Source organism: uncultured Aureimonas sp. (assembly GCF_913775355.1).
In the GTDB taxonomy this organism is placed as follows: Bacteria; Pseudomonadota; Alphaproteobacteria; order Rhizobiales; family Rhizobiaceae; genus Aureimonas.
The window spans coordinates 1-17,185 of sequence record NZ_CAJYIU010000267.1 but is presented as its reverse complement, the minus strand read 5'-3'; the positions used below and the strand labels follow the sequence as shown (position 1 = coordinate 17,185).

The following is a 17,185-nucleotide window of genomic DNA, read 5'->3' as shown; positions in this document are numbered from 1 at the left end:
AGCGCCTCCTCGCGTCCGTGCGTGACCCAGACCTCCTGGGGGGCGATCTCGGCGATGGTCTCGACGAGTTCGTCCCAGTCGCAGTGGTCCGACAGGATCAGCGGCAGTTCGACGCCGCGCTGGCGCGCCCGGCCTCGCACGCGCATCCAGCCGGAGGCAAAGCACGAGACCGGATCGGGAAAGCGCCGCGCCCACTTGTCGGCAAACGCCGAGGGTGGGCCGACGATGATCGCCCCCGCGAACTCGGCCTTCGCCGCGCCCTCGGCATCTCTACCGCGTGCGATCGTCGCAGGCCGCAACTCGCCGAGGTCGATCCCCTCCTCCTGGTAGAAGTCGCAGAGCCGCTTCAGCGCGCCGTGAATGTAGATCGGCTCGTCGTAGCCCTCTTCGCGCAGCATACGGATGACGCGCTGCGCCTTGCCCAGCGCGTAGGCGCCGACGAGGTGGGCGCGCTCGGGAAACTGCCGCGTCGAGGCGATCAGCTTGCGCATCTCGCCCCGCGATTCCGGATGGCGGAAGACCGGCAGCGCGAAGGTCGCCTCGGTGATGAAGACGTCGCACGGCACCGGCTCGAAGGGTTCGGCGGTCGGGTCCTCGCGACGCTTGTAGTCGCCGGACGCGACGATCCGCATCCCGCCCCACTCGACGAGGATCTGCGCCGAGCCGAGCACGTGTCCCGCTGGATGGAAGGAAACCGTCACGCCGTTGATCTCGATCGGCCGGCCCCAGTCGGCGACTTGCCGCGTCGTGCAGAACTCCTCGCCGTAGCGCAGCGCCATGATCGCCAGGGTCCGGCGCGTCGCCAGAACCTTTTCGTTGCCGGGGCGCGCGTGGTCGGCATGCCCGTGGGTGACGAGCGCCCGTTCGACCGGCTTCACCGGGTCGATGTAGAAATCGCCGGGCGGGCAGTACAGGCCCTTGGGGGTCGGTCGGAGGAGGTCTTCGAAGCGCGCCATCGCCCTGGGAGATAGGGCCGGCCGGCACCAGCGAAAGCCCTTGCGCCGCAGGGGCCCGCCGCCGCATATGCCGACGATCCCTCTCGGAACCCACAGCCCTTGCGCCCCAGCCTTCACCGATCCGGCGACGACCTCGCCGACCGCCGCGCCGAATATGCCGAAGCCTACGCCAAGGCGGGGGACACGACGGCCGCCGCCGACCTCATGGCACAGGCCGTGGAGCGCGCGCCGCACTGGCTGCTCGGGCGCGTCCGCTGGGGCGAGTTCCTGGCGGAGGCGGGCGAGAGCGAGGCGGCAAGCGCGGTCTTCCGCCAGGCCCTCGCGCAGGACGAGGCCGACCCCTACGGCATCAGCCTGAAGCTCGCGCGCCTCGGGGCCGAACCCGTGCCCGACGCGCCCTCCCCGTCCTTCGTCGCCGGTCTCTTCGATCAGTATGCGGACGGGTTCGAGGACGCGCTGGTCCGCCGGCTGGAATACCGGGTGCCCGACCTCCTTGCCGACCTGATCGCCCGACACGCGCCCGGTGCCCGCTTTGCCGCAGCGCTCGACCTTGGCTGCGGCACCGGGCTGATGGGCGAGCGGCTGAAACCCCTCTGCGATCGGCTCGACGGCATCGACCTGTCCGCCGGAATGCTGGAGAAGGCGCGTCGCAAGCGGCTTTACGACACGCTTCTGGAGGGCGACATCCTCGCCGCGCCGCGCTTTGCGTTGAGCGGCTACGACCTCGTCACCGCGGCCGACGTCCTCACCTATCTCGGCGACCTCCGGCCGGTCTTCGTCCACACGGCGAGCCTTCAGGACGCAGGCGGGTGGCTCGCCTTCTCGACCGAGCGCGCCGAGGACGATGCGGGCTTCGTCCTGCGACCGTCGCTGCGCTACGCGCATTCGGTCGACTATCTCGAGGCCGCGCTGCAGGATGCCGGCTACGCCGTCGTGAACCGGAGCGCCGAGACGCTCCGGCGCGACCGGGGCGAGGCGATCGCGGGGACCCTCATCGTCGCCCGCAGGCGCTGACATGGCACCCATGCGCAGTCAGCGCTGGTCGGCGCGCGGCGCCCGGCTACTCTCGAAACTTCGACGCGAGCGGGGCCGGTCCATGAGCGCCACAGAGATCTCCGACGATCGCATCGAGCGCGAGACCACGCGCCGCGCCCATCGCTTCGGCTCCTGGGCCTCGACGGCCACGCGCCACAGCCCGTGGGAGGACGCGCTCGGCGTCATTGCGGGCGTGACGCTGACGGCCGCCGGCATCGCGATTCTCGGCTCGCTCGGCTTTCTCACCGGCGGCATGGCGGGCCTCGCCTTCGTGGTCCACTACCTCACGGGCTGGAACTTCGGCCTCGTCTTCTTCATCGCCAACCTGCCCTTCTATGCGCTGGCGATCGGCCGGATGGGGCGCGCCTTCACCATCAAGACAGCGTTCGCCGTGGCGCTCCTGTCGCTGATGACGGCGTTCAGCCCGGATGTCCTGCGTTTTGCCTATGTGGACCCGCTGCTCGGCGCTTGCCTCGGCGGGCTGATGCTCGGCTTCGGCCTCTTGGCCCTCTTCCGCCACCGCTCCTCGGCGGGCGGCATCGGCATTCTGGCCGTCTACCTACAGGATCGGTTCGGCTGGCGCGCGGGGCTGACGCAGCTCTGCGTCGACCTCGTGGTGCTGGTCACGGCCTTTGCGGCCGTCTCGCCGGCCGCTGTCGCCTATTCCGTCCTCGGCGCGCTGGTGCTCAACCTCTTCCTCGCGATCAACCACCGCACGGACCGCTATCTCGCGGTCTGACGCCTTGGCGAACCGGCCGCGCGGCCTTACCTCCTTCGGGTGACAGCACCGCTATCCACCCCGCCCTGCGACCTTCCCGGCTTCGATCTCCCGGAGCCGTTCCTGCGTTGGTTCGCGCAAAAGGGCTGGTCGCCGCGCCCCCATCAGCTCGACCTCCTCCAGCGCGCCGAAAACGGCGCCTCGGTTCTCCTGATCGCGCCGACGGGAGCCGGCAAGACGCTGGCCGGCTTCCTGCCGTCGCTGGTCGATCTCGCACGGCGGCGCAAGCGCCGGCCGGGCACGCGCCCGCCCGGCATCCACACGCTCTCCATCTCGCCGCTGAAGGCGCTCGCGACCGACATCCGTCGCAACCTCGAAAAGCCGGTCGACGAGATCGGCCTCTCGATCTCGCTCGAAGCGCGCACCGGCGACACCTCGCAGGCCAAGCGCCAGCGCCAGAAGCTGAAGCCGCCCGACATCATGCTGACGACGCCCGAGCAGCTGGCGCTGCTGATCTCGGCGCCGGACGCGGACAGCTTCTTCTCTGACCTTCGCTACGTAATCTTCGACGAATTGCACTCGCTCGTCGCCTCCAAGCGTGGCCATCTCCTGGCGCTCGGCCTCGCGCGTCTCAGGCGCCTCCGCCCCGCAATCCAGACGATCGGCCTGTCCGCGACCGTGACCGACCCGGACGAGCTGCGCGAATGGCTGGTGGCGCAGGGGCCGGAGCCCGCGCCGATGGCCGACCTCATCGTGGTCGACGGCGGCGCAAAGCCCGAGATCACCATCCTGAAATCTCGCGAGCGCGTGCCCTGGCAGGGCCATATGGCGCGCTACGCGATGCCCGAGATCTACGAGGCGATCAAGGCGCACCGGACGACGCTCCTCTTCGTCAATACGCGCTCGCAGGCCGAGCTTCTGTTCCAGGAACTCTGGCGCATCAACGAGGAGACGCTGCCGATCGCGCTCCACCACGGCTCGCTCGACGTGGCGCAGCGCCGCCGCGTAGAGGCGGCGATGGCGGCCAACGAGCTGCGCGCTGTGGTGGCGACCTCCACCCTCGACCTCGGCATCGACTGGGGCGACGTCGATCTCGTGGTCCATGTCGGCGCGCCGAAGGGCGCTTCGCGCCTAGCCCAGCGCATCGGGCGCGCCAACCACCGGATGGACGAGCCGTCGCGCGCGATCCTCGTGCCGGCCAACCGGTTCGAGGTGATGGAGTGCCAGGCGGCGCTCGACGCCAACTATCTCGGAAGCCAGGACTCGCCGCCGATGCGCGAGGGCTGCCTCGACGTCCTCGCCCAGCACGTCCTCGGCATGGCCTGCGCCGCGCCCTTCCGCTCCGACGACCTCTATGCCGAGATCGTCACCGCCTCGCCCTATCGCGACCTCGACCGCGAGACGTTCGATCGCGTCGTCGATTTCGTCGCGACCGGCGGCTATTCGCTCCGCGTCTACGACCGCTACGCCAAGATCCGCCTGACCGAGGACGGCACGTGGCGCGTGACGCACCCGTCCGTCGTGCAGGGCTACCGGATGAACGCCGGCACGATCATCGAGTCGGAAGCGCTCCTCGTGCGCCTCATCCGCGCCAAGACCAAGAGCGGCATGGCGCGCGGCGGCCCGGTGCTCGGCAAGATCGAGGAGAACTTCCTCGAGACCTTAGCGATCGGCGACACGTTTCTTTTTTCGGGTCAGGTGCTGAAGTTCGAGGGCATCCACGAAATGGAATGCCTCGTCACCAAGACGCGGGACGACGAGGCGAAGGTGCCCTATTACGGCGGCCAGAAGTTTCCGCTGACGACCTTCCTCGCTGCCAAGGTGCGCGAGATGCTGGCCGACCCGACGCAATGGGGCGCCCTGCCCTCCCAGGTCGGCGAGTGGCTGGCGATCCAGAAGCGAAAGTCCGCGATCCCCGGCCCGAACGACCTTCTGATCGAGACCTTTCCGAACGGCAACCGCTTCTTCATGGTGGCTTATCCGTTCGAGGGCCGCCTCGCGCACCAGACGCTCGGGATGCTCCTGACCCGCCGACTGGAGCGCGCACGCGCCAAGCCCTTGGGGTTCGTCGCCACCGACTACGCCCTCTCGATCTGGGGCCGCGCCGACATGGGCGATATGATCGGGTCGGGCAAGCTGTCGCTGGAGGATCTCTTCGACGAGGACATGCTCGGCGACGACCTCGAGGCCTGGATGGCCGACAGCTGGCTCCTGAAGCGGACCTTCCGCCAGTGCGCCGTGATCGCGGGCCTCGTGATGAAGCGCCAGCCGGGGCGCGAGAAGACCGGACGTCAGATGACGGTCTCGTCGGACCTCGTCTACGACGTCCTGCGCGCGCACGAGCCCGACCACATCCTCCTGCGCGCCACCTGGGCGGACGCGGCGACCGGCCTTCTCGACGTCAAGCGCGTCTCCGACCTCCTTGCGCGGATCAAGCGCCATATCCTGCACAAGAACCTCGAGGAGATCTCGCCGCTCGCCGTCCCCATCATGCTGGAGGCCGGGCGCGAGCGGATCGAGGGCGAGGCCCGCGACGACCTCCTCGCCGAGGCGATGGAGGAGGAGCTGATCATCAAGGCGCTCGGCGAAGTGAAGGATTTTCGGTCGAACTATCTGCGATAGATGGTTCGGACGCGAGTGGTTTGCGGACTGTCCACTCAAGCGACAAGAATGCTAAAAGAGGACCAAGGCGGCAGCAAACGCGCCGCCCTGAAAAAACAGATACCCGCATCATTCGCGAGCTTGGTCTTTGTTAGGAATTCTTATTTTTTACGTCGTCCCTGCCACACTGCTCCTAGTGACCCGCTCAAACCGCTCTCTGGCAATAACCGGGACAATTATTTTAGCTATATTGCTGTATCTGATTTTCGATCTTCTGAGGTTTGTTGAAGGCGGACCCGCCGCCGCGATCATGCTGGTAATTTTATTCACCTTCGGGTCAGGTCTCGCATTCGGCGCTCTCGCAAAGATATACCTTCTCAATTTCGGAACGCACAAATCCAGAATTTTTCGCCGATCAATTGCAAGCGCTTTAGTCGTTAGCCCTGTATTATACGCATTTATTTGGATAGAATATCGTTAGAATTTTCTCTTTGCCCGTCTTTTGTAGAATAGCAAAGGCGTAACCTCGATGCTTCCGAAGGGTCGTCTGTCGAGGTTTGGTCAAAATGATGCCTCTGGGGCTCTGAGCGACGCCTCGTTGGGACTCGCTCCTTAGACATAGGAGACGGCGACCGCGACGAGACCACTGATCATCACGGCAATAGCCATCGAAATGTGAATAGGTGATCGTTGCGAAAGGATGATTACCGCGCAGATCGATAGAACGCCGGAGGCTGTGAGCCATAAGCCGGTGAGGAAGAGAGGTGCTTGCCAACCCTCACCGGGCCAGATCCAGTAGATATGCCAGAACGATAGAATAAATAAACTAGATATTGCTAAGGCAATTGCGCCGAGCAGGAGGCACAATCCCAGCAGGACCATACCAACCGCCTTTGATAGGGACTCTTCGTCTGCGTTCGTCATGCCCGATCAGCCGCAGGGAGTGTCTGCTCTGAAGCATAATCTTCAGAAGCTTATTTGGCCATATTGAGTGAAAGCGGCCGGCGCATCCTCGGAGGACGCACCGGCTCAGCTTGCTCAATGCCCCGCCGGCAGTTCCAGCGCGTCGGCGCGGTTCTGGATCGTCAGCTTGTCGACGATGGTCTGCGAGGCGGCGTTGAGGCCGACGACCTCAACGGCAACGCCGGCCTTGCGGAACTTGAGGACTGCCTTGTCCAGCGCCCCGACGCCCGTCAGGTCCCAGATATGGGCGCGGCTGACGTCGATCGTGACGTGCGACAACGGCTCGCGGAAGTCGAAGCTCTCGAGGAAGCGGCCGGCCGAGGCGAAGAAGACCTGGCCCTCGACGACGTAGGTCCGCGCGCTGCCGTCCGCCGAGACGGTGCTCGACACCGCGAAGATCTGGGCGATCTTGGAGGCGAAGAAGAGGCCGGACAGGAGCACACCCGCGAACACGCCGAGCGCGAGGTTGTGGCTCCAGACCACGATCACGACGACGGTCAGCATGACGACGGACGAGCGGCGCGGGTGCGTGACGAGGCTCTTCAGCGAGCCCCAGTCGAACGTGCCGATCGAGACCATGATCATGATGGCGACGAGCGCCGGCATCGGGATCACGGCGACCCAGTCCCCGAGTACGACGATCAGGAACAGGAGCGCGACGCCGGCAAAGAGGCAGGACAGGCGCCCGCGCCCGCCCGAGCGGATGTTGATGCCGGACTGGCCGATCATCGCGCAGCCCGCCATGCCGCCGAAGAAACCGGTGACGAAGTTGGCGATGCCCTGCCCGAAGCATTCGCGGTTCTTGTCCGAGCCGGTATCGGTGAGATCGTCGACGACCTGCGCGGTCATCAAGGATTCGAGGAGCCCGACCAGCGCAATCGCCACCGAATACGGCAGGATGATCCTCAACGTCTCGAGGTTGAAGGGTACGTCGGGCAGGAAGAAGCTCGGGAAGCTCGACGGCAGCTGGCCCATGTCGCCGACCGTGCGCACGTCGATGCCGAAGGCGAGGACGACGGCCGTGATCGCGACGATGGCGACCAGCGGCGACGGGATCGCCTTCGTCACACGGGGGAAGAGGTAGATGATGGCGAGCGCGGCGGCGACCAGGACGTAGGTCATGTTCGGCACCCCGATCAGCTCGGGCATCTGCGCCAGAAAGATCAGGATTGCCAACGCGTTGACGAAGCCGGTCATCACCGAGCGCGAGACGAAGCGCATGAGGTCGCCGAGCCGGAGGAAACCGGCCGCCATCTGCACGAGGCCGGCCAGCACCGTCGCGGCGAAGAGGTATTGCAGCCCGTGGTCGCGCACCAGCGTGACCATGAGGACGGCGGTCGCGGCGGTAGCCGCCGAAATCATGCCGGGCCGGCCGCCGAAGATGGCGGTCAGGACGGCGATGGAGAACGAGGCGTAGAGCCCCACCTGCGGGTCGACGCCCGCGATGATGGAAAAGGCGATCGCCTCGGGGATCAGCGCAAGCGCGACCACGAGGCCGGACAAGAGATCGCCACGGACATTGCCGAGCCATTCGGCCCGGAGGTTATCGGTCGAAAACATGAGTGGAAACAACGAGGATCTCGGCGACGTCGGAAGCCCTGAAGGCTCGATCGCAAGGAGTCTGGACGTCGCTGGATTGGCCGAGGGATAGGCGCCCGGCATAGCCACCCGGCGCGCCGGGTCCATTGTGCGGCTTCTTAATGTCTTGCACGGGCGCGGGAATCAAGTGCCGATCGTCGCACCGCCTTGCCTTCGCCGCCATTTATCGATTCCAAGAACGCTTCAGGAACATGGACGCCCCGGACGCAGAACGCATGAACATGATCCACCGCCGGATGCGGCAGGGCGAAGCGCCGGGATTCGAAACGGTGCTGAACGGCGGCGACGTCGTGTGCGACCCCTCCGGCGTCCTCTTCGCGCCGGCCGAGCGGCTGATGGTCGTCTCCGACCTGCACCTTGAGAAGGGCGCGGCCTTCGCCCGGCGCGGCATGTTCCTGCCGCCCTACGACACTGAGGCGACGCTCCTGCTGCTGGAGGCGGCGCTCGATCGCTACCAGCCGCAGGTGGTCGTGGCGCTCGGCGACAGCTTCCACGACCGGCACGGCGCGGGCCTGATGCCGGACGCGCCGCGAGCCCGCCTTCGGGCGGCGATGGCCGGCCGAGACTGGATCTGGATCGAGGGCAACCACGACCCCGAACCGCCGGTCGGGCTCGGCGGGGTCTGCGCCGAGGAGGTCTCGATCGGCCCCTGGCACTTCCGCCATGAGCCGACGCCGGGAACGCGCGCCGGCGAGGTCGCCGGCCATCTTCACCCGTCGGCGCGCGTCAGCGGCAACGGGCGCAGCGTGCGGGGACCCTGCTTCGCCAGCGACGGCGCGCGCATGGTGATGCCGTCGTTCGGCGTGACGACCGGCGGGTTGAACGTCCTCAGCGCGCCCTTCGCCGGCCTGTTCCGCCCCGAGACGGCGCGCGCCTACGTCATCGGCGCCGCGCGGATCTATCCGATCCCCTTCGCCTCGCTTAGCCGCGGCTGAGCGTTAGTAGGCCAGCGGCTGCGCCGAGGCGTAGGCGGTGATCGCCAAGGCGACGACCGCACCAACGGTGAGCACGATGCGCAGCGGCGCGAACCAGGGCGTCGCGATGCGTCCGGCGCGGATCGCCGCGACGTCCCAGACGCCCTGCACGGCGAAAGCGACGGCCAGCCCGACGAACGACCACGGCGAGGGAAGCAGCGTGCAGACCCAGGCGAAGATCGCCGGCACGACGGACTGCGCGAGCGTCGTCGGGCTCTGGCGGCCCGGCTCGTTCAGCGCCGCGCCCCAGCGGATGCCGCCGAGGAAGGACAGGATCACCGCCCCGTAGGACAGGACCACGAAGGGCAGATCGGGAAGCGGGATGATCTCGGACCCCGTCACGATCATCCAGGCGCCCACGAAGAAGGGCACCAGGCCGCCGAGGCCGAGAATCCAGGCCGCGCGGACCATCTGCTCGGCCCGGCTGCGCGGCAGGGCGGAGGAAGCGTCGTCGTGCATTTTTCGATCAGTCCCGTTTGAAGACAAGCCGGCCGAACCAGCCGGTGAACACCGCCACCCCGACGGCGAGCAGCCCGTAGAAGAACCCGTTCGTCGCGGCGAAGCGGGATATCTGGCTCTCGATGCCCGTCTTGACCACCCAGAGATCCTCCGATCTCTCTCGCACGAAGACCCCTTCGCGAAACAGGATCGCGCGCGCGACGTGGCGGCCGACCGGCAGATCGGCGGGCAGTTGGAGATTGGCGCGAAACAGGGTCGCGCTGACGAACTCGATCCCGCCCGAGGTCTGGCCGTAGAGGGCCGACTGCTCGCCCAGCCGCTTCACCGCGTCGGAAAATTCCGCCTTGCGCTCGGGGCGCACGCTGCGGAGGCTCGGCGCATCGAACTCGAGGTTCTCGACGCCGATATCGAGCTGGCGCAGCGTCACCGCCGGGGCGATGTCGCGCAGCGGCCGCGTCGAGACCAGCGAGTAGGAACTCGGCACGCCGTTGAAGCGCTCGGCCGCGCGGTTGATCCAGAGGCCGAGCGTTCGCTCCTTTTCGCGCACCACGATGTCGCGGCGCGGACCTTCCAGGATCACCACGATGTCGTAGCGTCCCTGCCGCACGAGGCGCTGGTCGGCATTGTCGAGCGCGCCGAAGACGACGAGGCGGGAGCCGCCGAAATTGGTGCCGACGGAGATCGTCTCGGTGGAAAGGCCGATCTCGAACGTCTCGGCCAAGGGCGCCGGGCTGTCCTGCCCGAGCGCTGCGGCCGGCAGGAGCAGGAGGAGCGCTGCGGCGAGGAGGCTCCGCCGCGCCCTCACCCGCTCTCTCCGCTCGGCAGCGTGATGGAGTAGGGCTCGGAGGGCGGCACGACGAGCTCGACCAGAAGGCGGCCGGCGACCGCAAGGACGAGGAGCGCAAGAAGCGCCCGCAGCTGCTCGCCGCGCAGCTTGCGCCCCGCCTCCGCCCCGAACTGCGCGCCGACGACGCCGCCGAGCATCAGGAGGAAGGCGAGCACGACGTCCACCGTCTCGTTGGTGGTGGCCTGCAGGACCGTGGTGGCGGCCGCCGTCACCATGATCTGGACGAGCGAGGTGCCTATCACGACGCTCGTCGGCACGCGCAGGAGATAGATCATCGCCGGCACCATGATGAAGCCGCCGCCGACGCCCATCACCGACCCGAGAAGGCCGATGATGAAGCCGAGTCCAAGCACCGGCACCAGCGAGACATAGAGCTTGGATCGCTTGAAGCGGGTCTTGAACGGCAGGCGGTGGACCCAGCTGTGATGGCCGGAGCGCCGCAGCACCTCGCCCGATCCGCCGCTGCGCACCCGGCGCATGGCACGCAGGCTCTCGTTCATCATCAGGATGCCGACCGTGCCGAGCATCACGACGTAGAGCATGGAGACCGCGAGATCGAGCTGGCCGATCCGGCGCAGGAGCGTGTAGACGCCGACGCCCACCACCGATCCGACGACGCCCCCCCCGATCAGCATGGCGGCAAGCTTCAGATCGACCGTCCCGCGCTTGTAATGGGCGAGCGCGCCGGAGAACGATGCCGCGATCACCTGATTGGCGCCGGTGGCGACGGCGACGGCGGGGGGAATGTTGTAGAAGATGAGGAGCGGCGTGATCAGGAAGCCGCCGCCCACCCCGAACATGCCCGACAGGAAGCCGACGGCCGCGCCCATCCCGACGATGACGAAGACGTTGACGGTGATCTCGGCGATCGGGAGATAGAATGTCACGCGCGCGGTTCCGCCAAGCCGATCCACCGGAACGGAAAAGGGGTCCGGACCTCTTGGCCCGAACCCCTCCCCCAAGTCAAACGCGAAGCGCCGGGTTTCAGGCGTCCTTGCGCTCCAAGAGCGCGCGGATCAGCGGCTCGTCGACCTTGCCGGTCGCCTCGAGGCCCGCCTTGCCCTGAAACTGGCGGATCGCCGCCTCGGTCCGCGCACCGACCTTGCCGTCGGGCTGGCCGGGGTTGTAGCCGAGCTTGATCAGGATCGCCTGCACGTTGCGGATGGCGCGGCTCATGTCGACCGACGCCGTGCGGCCAGCCGTCTCGGACCAGTCGTCGGGAATGTCGACCGTGTTGGCGGTCTCCACCCGCGGCTCGGCGCTCCAGCCGGCGATTTCGGCGTCGAGCGCCTGGCGCTGCGCGGCCGACATCGTCTTGCCGACCTCCTGCATCTTGGCGGCGGCGTCCTTGTCGCCGGCCGAGGCGACGATGCCGAACCAGCGATAGGACTTCGCGAGATCCTGCTCGACGCCGGCACCCCGGGCGTAGAGGATGCCGAGGTTGTACTGGCTGTCGCGCATGCCGTGGTCGGCCGCCTGGATGAACCACTTGGCGGCGTCCTCCGGCTCCGACTTGCCGTCGATCCCGGTGGCATAGAGCACCGCGAGGTTGTGCATGGCGCGCACGTTGCCCTGATCGGCCGCCAGAAGGTACCAGTCGCGCGCCGTCGCCGCGTTGCGCTCGACGCCGTTGCCCTTTTCATAGAGCGTGCCGAGGCTGTACTGCGCGGGCGCGAAGCCGCGGGCCGCCGACTGGGCGAACCAGACGAGCGCCGCCGCCGGATCGCTCGGTCCGTTGCGCCCTTCCATGACGCGCAGGCCGATCTCGAAGAGCGCCTTCGGGTCCTGCGCCGCGACCGCCTTGGCGAGCGCCTCGGACGCGACACCCTGAGGCAGCGCGGGGATCGCGCCGCGCGCGGCTTCCGGCAGCTGCTCGCGGACGGAAGCGAGCATCGCGCCGGGCTCCATCACGGCAGGCGCGGCCGTCGGGGTCTCGGCCACCGCCAAGGGGGCGGGATCGGCGACCGACGTCTGCGACGGCGCATCGACCATCGCCGGACGGGCCGGCGCAGCTTCCGCGAACCCAAGCGGGACGGACGCCGCGGCAGGTTCCTCGACAGGCGCTTCCGGCGCCGCGACGGGGGCTTCCGCGACCACCGGCTGGACCGGCGACATCGCCGGCATGTCTGCCGGCATCGGCTGGCGGGCGAGCGCCGCGACATCGACAGGCTCGGCAGCGACGACCGGGGCATCCGGCGTTGCGACCGGCGTTGCGGCGGCCACGGCGGCGGGCTCGTCGACGCTGGCGGCGACCTCCGGCTTCGGCATCAGGCGGTCGATGCCGAACGGCACCGCCATCAGGGCGAGCAGCACGGCGCCGACGCCCATGAGGATCGGCTTGCGGCGGCTAGCGGCCGGCTTGCCGGCAAGATCCTCGCCGCGCTCCTCGCGCTCGCGCAGGGCTTCCGCCTCGGCGGCGGCGGCCATGGCGGCCTTGCGGGCGGCGGCGATGAAGTCGGCCTTCGCCATCGGCTCGGGCGCCGGCTCCTCGCCGCGCTGCTGCTGGCGGACGCGTTCGATGAGGGCGGCGATGTCCGGCGCGCCGGAGCCCGGCTCCAGCGGGCGGTTGGCCTCGCGCGAGATCAGGCTGTCGGCCGGGTCGAGCTCGGGCGCCTCGAGAACCGCGGCCTTCGGCTCCTCGACCTCGGACGACGGGGCGTCGACCAGGGACGGCTCCTCGACGATCGGGGTCGGGCGGATGCGCTCGGCAAGGCTCGGCACGGAGTTGGCCTCGGCCTTCGTGCGCGCACTCCGGCGGCCGATATGGCGCTGGAGGGCGGCGCGCAGGCCCTTGGGCTCCTCGTCTGCCGACGCGTCGGCCGCGCTTGCGCGCTCGGCGAACACCGGGACGTCCGGCGCCGGGGCAATCTCGGCGGCCGGCGGCGTCACCGCGACCGAAGCCTCGGCGATGGCCACGGGCTCGATCGTGGCAGGACGCAGCATCGGGGCCACCGCACGCTCGACCGGGTGGCCGCGCATTTCCTGCTCGATCAGCGTCAGGCGCTCGACGATCTTGAGAAGCGTCGCATGGACCGCGTCGAACACGCCGAAGGTGCGCTCGTCGCTCTCGCGGCAGAGGGCCTCGAGGTTGCGCATGTCCTGCGCGAGTTCTTGGACGAACCCGCTCTCGCGGCGCGCGTCCTCGACCTTCATGCGACGCACGGCCTCTTCGGCCGCCGCGCGGGCCGCGGCCACGACGTTGTCGCGGTTCTCGTCGAGCTGGCGCTCGATCGCGTCGAGGCGCTGGCTGACGGCACCGGCGTCCTCGACCGACGCGCCCGGCACGCCGGCCAGGATCTGCGTCATGCGGGTGATCTGCGTTTCCAGGGCGACGATGACCTCGGGATCGACGACACGCGCCGAGGCGGAGTCCTCGAGACGCTGGGCGATCGCCGTCAGGCGCTCCTCGAAGGCCGCCGTGTCGGCGCCCCCGGTGCGGTGGAACAGGGTCTCGACGCGCTCGGCCAACGTGTCGATGCGCTCGCCGAGATCGGACGTCGGCGCGGCTGCGCCGATATCCTCGACGCGCTCGGCCAGCGCCGCGATCTGCGACGACAGGGCTTCGACGCCGCGGTTGTCGGCCAGCTTGTCGATCCGGCCGGTGAGGTCGGCGACGCGCGCCTCGATGCGCTCGACTGGCGCCATATCGATCTGCGCGAGCGCCGGGGCGGGCTGGTTCGCGAGTGCCGCGGCGATCTCGTCCAGGCGCTCCTCGAGAAGGGCGAAGTGCGACAGGTCGGGCTCGCGCACCTCCTGCGTCAGGGTCTCGATGCTCTGGGCGAGCGCGGCGACGCGCAGCTCGAGCTGGTCGATCTGCAGGATCTCGGGCATGCGCATCAGCGCGTGCTCGATCTCGCGCATCCGCTCGCCGAGGCGACCGACGCCCGCCTCGAGCGCACCCATGTCGAGACGCTCGGCGAGCGCTTCGAAGCGGGCGTCCATCGCCTCCTGGCCGTTCTCGGCGACGATCGCGTCGAGCTTCTCACGCAGCCCGTCGAGTTCGGTGCGCAGGACGTTGGCGACGGACTCCTCGGCCTGGACGCGGGCCGTGTCGAGGTAGCGGGCCTCGAACTCCTCCCAGCGCTGCTGGACCGCGAGCACCTGATCTTCGGTGGCGAGCGAACGCAGCGAGGTGCGCAGGCGCTCCAGCTCGACCTTCAGGTTGCGCTTGGCTTCGGCATCGAGCGACATGTGCTCGGAGATGCGCGTCTCGAACGCGTCCCAGCGGCGCTTGACCGCCGCGAGCGACTCTTCGCGAGCCATCTGCCCGACCATCAGGGCGACCGCGTCGAGATCGCCGCGCAGCGCTTCCAGCGACGCCTGGTCAGCGGTGCCGGCGGTCAGCTCGGTCAGCTGCTCCATGATCTCGAAGATCTCGGCGCCGATGCTCTCGGGCGCGTTGCGCTCGGAGATCATGCGCTTGAGCTCGGCGAACGAGGTCTGGAGATCGCGGATGCGCTCGTCGGTGTCGGTGCCGATGCGGCTCTGGATGTCGCCGCGCAGGAGCGTCAGCTCGGCCGCCAGATCCTTGATCAGCGCGATCGAGGCGTTCTGCATCTGCAGCTGCTCGACCTCGGCGGCGATGGTGCCGATGCGGCGCCCGGCAGCGGCCCGGCGATGCGGCTCGTCCGCCTCGGAGGCCAGCACGCTTTCGACGGCAACATTGGAGACGGCGGCGGTCAAGGAGGGACGGCGGGCGCGGCGCGCCTCGGCCGCGATGCGCAGCTTCTCACCGGCCGAGCGGGTCGTCGCGGTCTCCGCCGGCTCCTCGGTCGGCGCGGCCGCGGCGGTCTTGGTGGACGACAGGCGGCTCAACCGCTGCTCCAGGTCTTCCAGCGTCTTGCTGAGCGACGAGAACGATCCGTCCGACGCCACCGGCGCATCCTCGGGACGCTGCCTCACCTTCGCTTCGTTCTGCCCCATGTCCCGCTCCTTCCGCCGCCCGCCGCCGCCTGCCGGCGGGCACGACCGCTCTGCCTGAGTTCACGACCGCGCGGCTTAACGAAGGGTTAAGCAGTGGTCCTCTGGTTAAGGATTTAAAAACCTAAGCGGGAGCGAGGCTGGATTCGAACCGCTCGCGCCTTGTCGAGCCGGCACTTGCACCGATAAATATTTTTCATGCGGCAGGCTTACGAAATCATGGTCGCGATGAAGTACACTCGTGTGTTATGGGCGGGTGATGAGTGAGACATCATGAAACATCCGAAGTCGGACGATCCGAACGACGAAAGAGAAGCCGGTCTCGGCATTGAAACCCTTCTGGGCTGCGGCTTCGAGGGGTCGAGCGAGGTCGAGGACAGCTTCCGCATCGGCGATCTCGCCCGCGAGTTCGGTGTGTCGCTGCGTACCCTGAGGTTCTACGAGGACCGGGGGCTTCTCCAGCCCGAGCGACAGGGCACCACGCGAATCTATTCCCGCCGCGACCGAATGCGCCTGCGCCTCGTGCTGACGGCCAAGCTCCTCGGCTTCTCGCTGACCGAAGCCAAGCAGATCATCGACGTCTACCACCAGCCGAACGGAGCGCGGAAGCAGCTCGAGGTGGCGCTCCAGCGCATGGCCGAGCAGAAGGTCGTGCTTCAGGACCAGAGACGGGAGATCGATCAGTCGCTCGAGGCGATGGAGGTCGCCCTGGACGTCGTCAGCGAGCGTCTCCAGAAGATGCTGGACGACAAATAGCGGCGTTGCGGCCGGTCGGGCTTATCCCGTTCGTGAAGGAATGATGAAGATCTTGCACGAATTGCCGTGCAACTTCGATGGGGTACCTATGCGTTCGCAGGGGTAGCTGCTCATATCGCGATGCAGCATATACGTCTCAGGGAGCCCGAGAAAGCAGTCCCGAGAGGTTAGCATGTTGAACGTCCGCACCGAACGTACCGGGTCCTTCCCGACGCAGATCGGCGCCACCGCCCGCCGCCCGGGAGCCGATCGCGCCCGTCCGTCCAGCCGTTTCGCCCATGGCACCGCCCGCCCGATGTATCTGGAGTCCGAGCCGACGATCCACATGATCTCGCGCCGCGGCTCGATGTTCGAGGCGAGCGCACCGCAGCGCCCCTGAACGGCGACGCGAGGTTCGCCTCGCCGTCCCATGCGAATTTGAAAGGGCTCGGCGCATCGCCGGGCCCTTCGTCGTTCGAGGGCTTGCCGCGCTTGCCCGCCCCGCTCGTTCAGAGCGCCCCGGCGCGATTGCGGCAGAGGTGCAGCGTGACCCACTCTCCGCGGCGCAGCGTCTGGCGGTGGAACAGGCCCTGAACGCGGTAGGCGGACAGAACCGCGTCGCGCTGCCTGTCGAGAATGCCAGACAGGACGACGTCGCCGTCGTCCGAAAGATGACGCGCCACCTGCGGGGCCAGCTGCATCAGCGGACCGGCCAGGATGTTGGCGATCACGAGGTCGAAAGGCGCCGAGCGCCGGAAGGCCGGCGAGGCGAAGCCCGTCGCCGTCGCCGTCTCGACATAGCGCGCGACGCCGTTGGCGCGCACGTTCTGGCGCGCCACGGCGATCGCGACCGGATCGATGTCGGTCGCCAGCACCGGGCGACGGGCGAGCTTGGCGAAGGCGATGGCGAGCACGGCGCTGCCGGTGCCGAGGTCCAGCGCGTTGCGCGGCCGGCGGCGGCGCACCACGGTTTCGATCATCGTGAGGCAACCGGCGGTGGTGCCGTGGTGGCCGGTGCCGAAGGCCTGTCCCGCCTCGATCTCGATCGCCAGATCATTGGGCAGAACCTTGTGGCGGTCGTGCGCTCCATGCACCAGAAAGCGCCCGGCGCGCACCGGCTTGAGCCCGGCCAGCACCTCGGCCATCCAATCGATCTCCGGGAGGTCCTCGCGTTCCGGCTCGTGGTCGGCGAACGCTTCGCGCACGGCGTCGAGATCGACGGCGTCGGCGTCCTCGAAATAGACGGACACCTCGAAGATCTGGGTCGCCTCGTCGATCTCGGTCAGCGCGACGGGCGAGCCCTCCTCGCCGAACCGCTGGTCGAGCCGGTCGTAGAGCGCCTCGGCGGGCGCGCGCTCCGAGCGCGCATGGAAACGGA

13 protein-coding genes and 1 other annotated feature are annotated in these 17,185 nt (G+C 68.3%); of the genes, 6 read left to right on the top strand and 7 right to left on the bottom strand.

Going from position 1 to position 17,185, the window contains the following annotated elements; genetic code table 11:
- On the bottom strand, window positions 1-956 hold a 956-nt coding region (locus QZ753_RS16385), incomplete at its 3' end, for a ligase-associated DNA damage response exonuclease (protein ID WP_294645149.1).
- A 99-nt stretch (window positions 957-1,055) separates the two neighbouring features.
- Between QZ753_RS16385 and QZ753_RS16380 the strand changes: the two genes are divergently transcribed.
- The 3 genes from QZ753_RS16380 to QZ753_RS16370 all read left to right on the top strand — a co-directional run bounded on the left by QZ753_RS16380 (window position 1,056) and on the right by QZ753_RS16370 (window position 5,331).
- Window positions 1,056-1,970, top strand: coding sequence for a methyltransferase (locus tag QZ753_RS16380; protein WP_294645147.1), 915 nt, complete (start codon window positions 1,056-1,058; stop codon window positions 1,968-1,970).
- A gap of 82 nt (window positions 1,971-2,052) precedes the next feature.
- Entirely contained in the window at window positions 2,053-2,730 is a 678-nt protein-coding gene (locus QZ753_RS16375; protein ID WP_294645145.1) for a YitT family protein, read from the top strand.
- 39 nt (window positions 2,731-2,769) lie between these two features.
- Window positions 2,770-5,331 carry a ligase-associated DNA damage response DEXH box helicase gene (locus QZ753_RS16370; RefSeq protein ID WP_294645143.1) on the top strand — a complete coding sequence of 854 codons (2,562 nt, stop codon included), beginning with the start codon at window positions 2,770-2,772 and terminating at the stop codon, window positions 5,329-5,331.
- A gap of 1,017 nt (window positions 5,332-6,348) precedes the next feature.
- On the opposite strand, the gene QZ753_RS16365 is transcribed toward QZ753_RS16370, so the two are convergent.
- Window positions 6,349-7,833: a SulP family inorganic anion transporter gene (locus tag QZ753_RS16365; protein ID WP_294645141.1), complete on the bottom strand. Its 1,485-nt coding sequence runs from the start codon at window positions 7,831-7,833 to the stop codon at window positions 6,349-6,351.
- A gap of 74 nt (window positions 7,834-7,907) precedes the next feature.
- Window positions 7,908-7,960 (bottom strand) — a sequence feature (sul1 is cis-regulatory element that is thought to sense ions involved in sulfur or methionine metabolism; They are found in Alphaproteobacteria).
- Window positions 7,961-8,087: 127 nt separating this feature from the next.
- Between QZ753_RS16365 and pdeM the strand changes: the two genes are divergently transcribed.
- Window positions 8,088-8,807, top strand: a complete 720-nt coding sequence (gene pdeM / locus QZ753_RS16360) for a ligase-associated DNA damage response endonuclease PdeM (protein WP_294645140.1) — start codon at window positions 8,088-8,090, stop codon at window positions 8,805-8,807.
- A 3-nt stretch (window positions 8,808-8,810) separates the two neighbouring features.
- Here pdeM and QZ753_RS16355 read toward each other — a convergent pair whose 3' ends face one another.
- From QZ753_RS16355 to QZ753_RS16340, 4 genes are all read right to left on the bottom strand, one after another.
- Window positions 8,811-9,305 carry a DUF3429 domain-containing protein gene (locus tag QZ753_RS16355; protein ID WP_294645138.1) on the bottom strand — a complete coding sequence of 165 codons (495 nt, stop codon included), beginning with the start codon at window positions 9,303-9,305 and terminating at the stop codon, window positions 8,811-8,813.
- A gap of 7 nt (window positions 9,306-9,312) precedes the next feature.
- Window positions 9,313-10,110, bottom strand: coding sequence for a TIGR02186 family protein (locus tag QZ753_RS16350; RefSeq protein ID WP_294645137.1), 798 nt, complete (start codon window positions 10,108-10,110; stop codon window positions 9,313-9,315).
- The gene (locus QZ753_RS16345; protein ID WP_294645135.1) at window positions 10,107-11,039 is read right to left on the bottom strand and encodes a sulfite exporter TauE/SafE family protein; all 933 of its coding nucleotides are present in this window, start codon (window positions 11,037-11,039) and stop codon (window positions 10,107-10,109) included. Before QZ753_RS16345 ends, QZ753_RS16350 begins: the two co-directional genes overlap by 4 nt.
- Before the next feature lie 97 nt (window positions 11,040-11,136).
- On the bottom strand, window positions 11,137-15,075 hold the full coding sequence (locus QZ753_RS16340; protein ID WP_294645133.1) for a peptidoglycan-binding protein: 3,939 nt from the start codon (window positions 15,073-15,075) through the stop codon (window positions 11,137-11,139).
- Between the two features lie 270 nt (window positions 15,076-15,345).
- Here QZ753_RS16340 and QZ753_RS16335 point away from each other — a divergent pair, with 270 nt between their 5' ends.
- Window positions 15,346-15,828 carry a MerR family DNA-binding transcriptional regulator gene (locus QZ753_RS16335; RefSeq protein WP_294645131.1) on the top strand — a complete coding sequence of 161 codons (483 nt, stop codon included), beginning with the start codon at window positions 15,346-15,348 and terminating at the stop codon, window positions 15,826-15,828.
- Window positions 15,829-16,000: 172 nt separating this feature from the next.
- On the top strand, window positions 16,001-16,207 hold the full coding sequence (locus QZ753_RS16330; RefSeq protein ID WP_055888443.1) for a hypothetical protein: 207 nt from the start codon (window positions 16,001-16,003) through the stop codon (window positions 16,205-16,207).
- A gap of 109 nt (window positions 16,208-16,316) precedes the next feature.
- Here QZ753_RS16330 and QZ753_RS16325 read toward each other — a convergent pair.
- Window positions 16,317-17,185 (bottom strand): 50S ribosomal protein L11 methyltransferase (locus QZ753_RS16325; protein ID WP_294645130.1); only part of this gene is annotated, 869 nt, incomplete at its 5' end.

Excerpts from the sequence above, each read along its gene's own strand:
- QZ753_RS16330 (WP_055888443.1), top strand. The coding sequence starts at position 16,001 with ATGTTGAACGTCCGCACCGAACGTACCGGGTCCTTCCCGACGCAGATC.
- pdeM (WP_294645140.1), top strand. The coding sequence starts at position 8,088 with ATGAACATGATCCACCGCCGGATGCGGCAGGGCGAAGCGCCGGGATTC.
- QZ753_RS16340 (WP_294645133.1), bottom strand. The coding sequence starts at position 15,075 with ATGGGGCAGAACGAAGCGAAGGTGAGGCAGCGTCCCGAGGATGCGCCG.
- QZ753_RS16365 (WP_294645141.1), bottom strand. The coding sequence starts at position 7,833 with ATGTTTTCGACCGATAACCTCCGGGCCGAATGGCTCGGCAATGTCCGT.
- QZ753_RS16335 (WP_294645131.1), top strand. The coding sequence starts at position 15,346 with ATGAAACATCCGAAGTCGGACGATCCGAACGACGAAAGAGAAGCCGGT.
- QZ753_RS16355 (WP_294645138.1), bottom strand. The coding sequence starts at position 9,305 with ATGCACGACGACGCTTCCTCCGCCCTGCCGCGCAGCCGGGCCGAGCAG.
- QZ753_RS16375 (WP_294645145.1), top strand. The coding sequence starts at position 2,053 with ATGAGCGCCACAGAGATCTCCGACGATCGCATCGAGCGCGAGACCACG.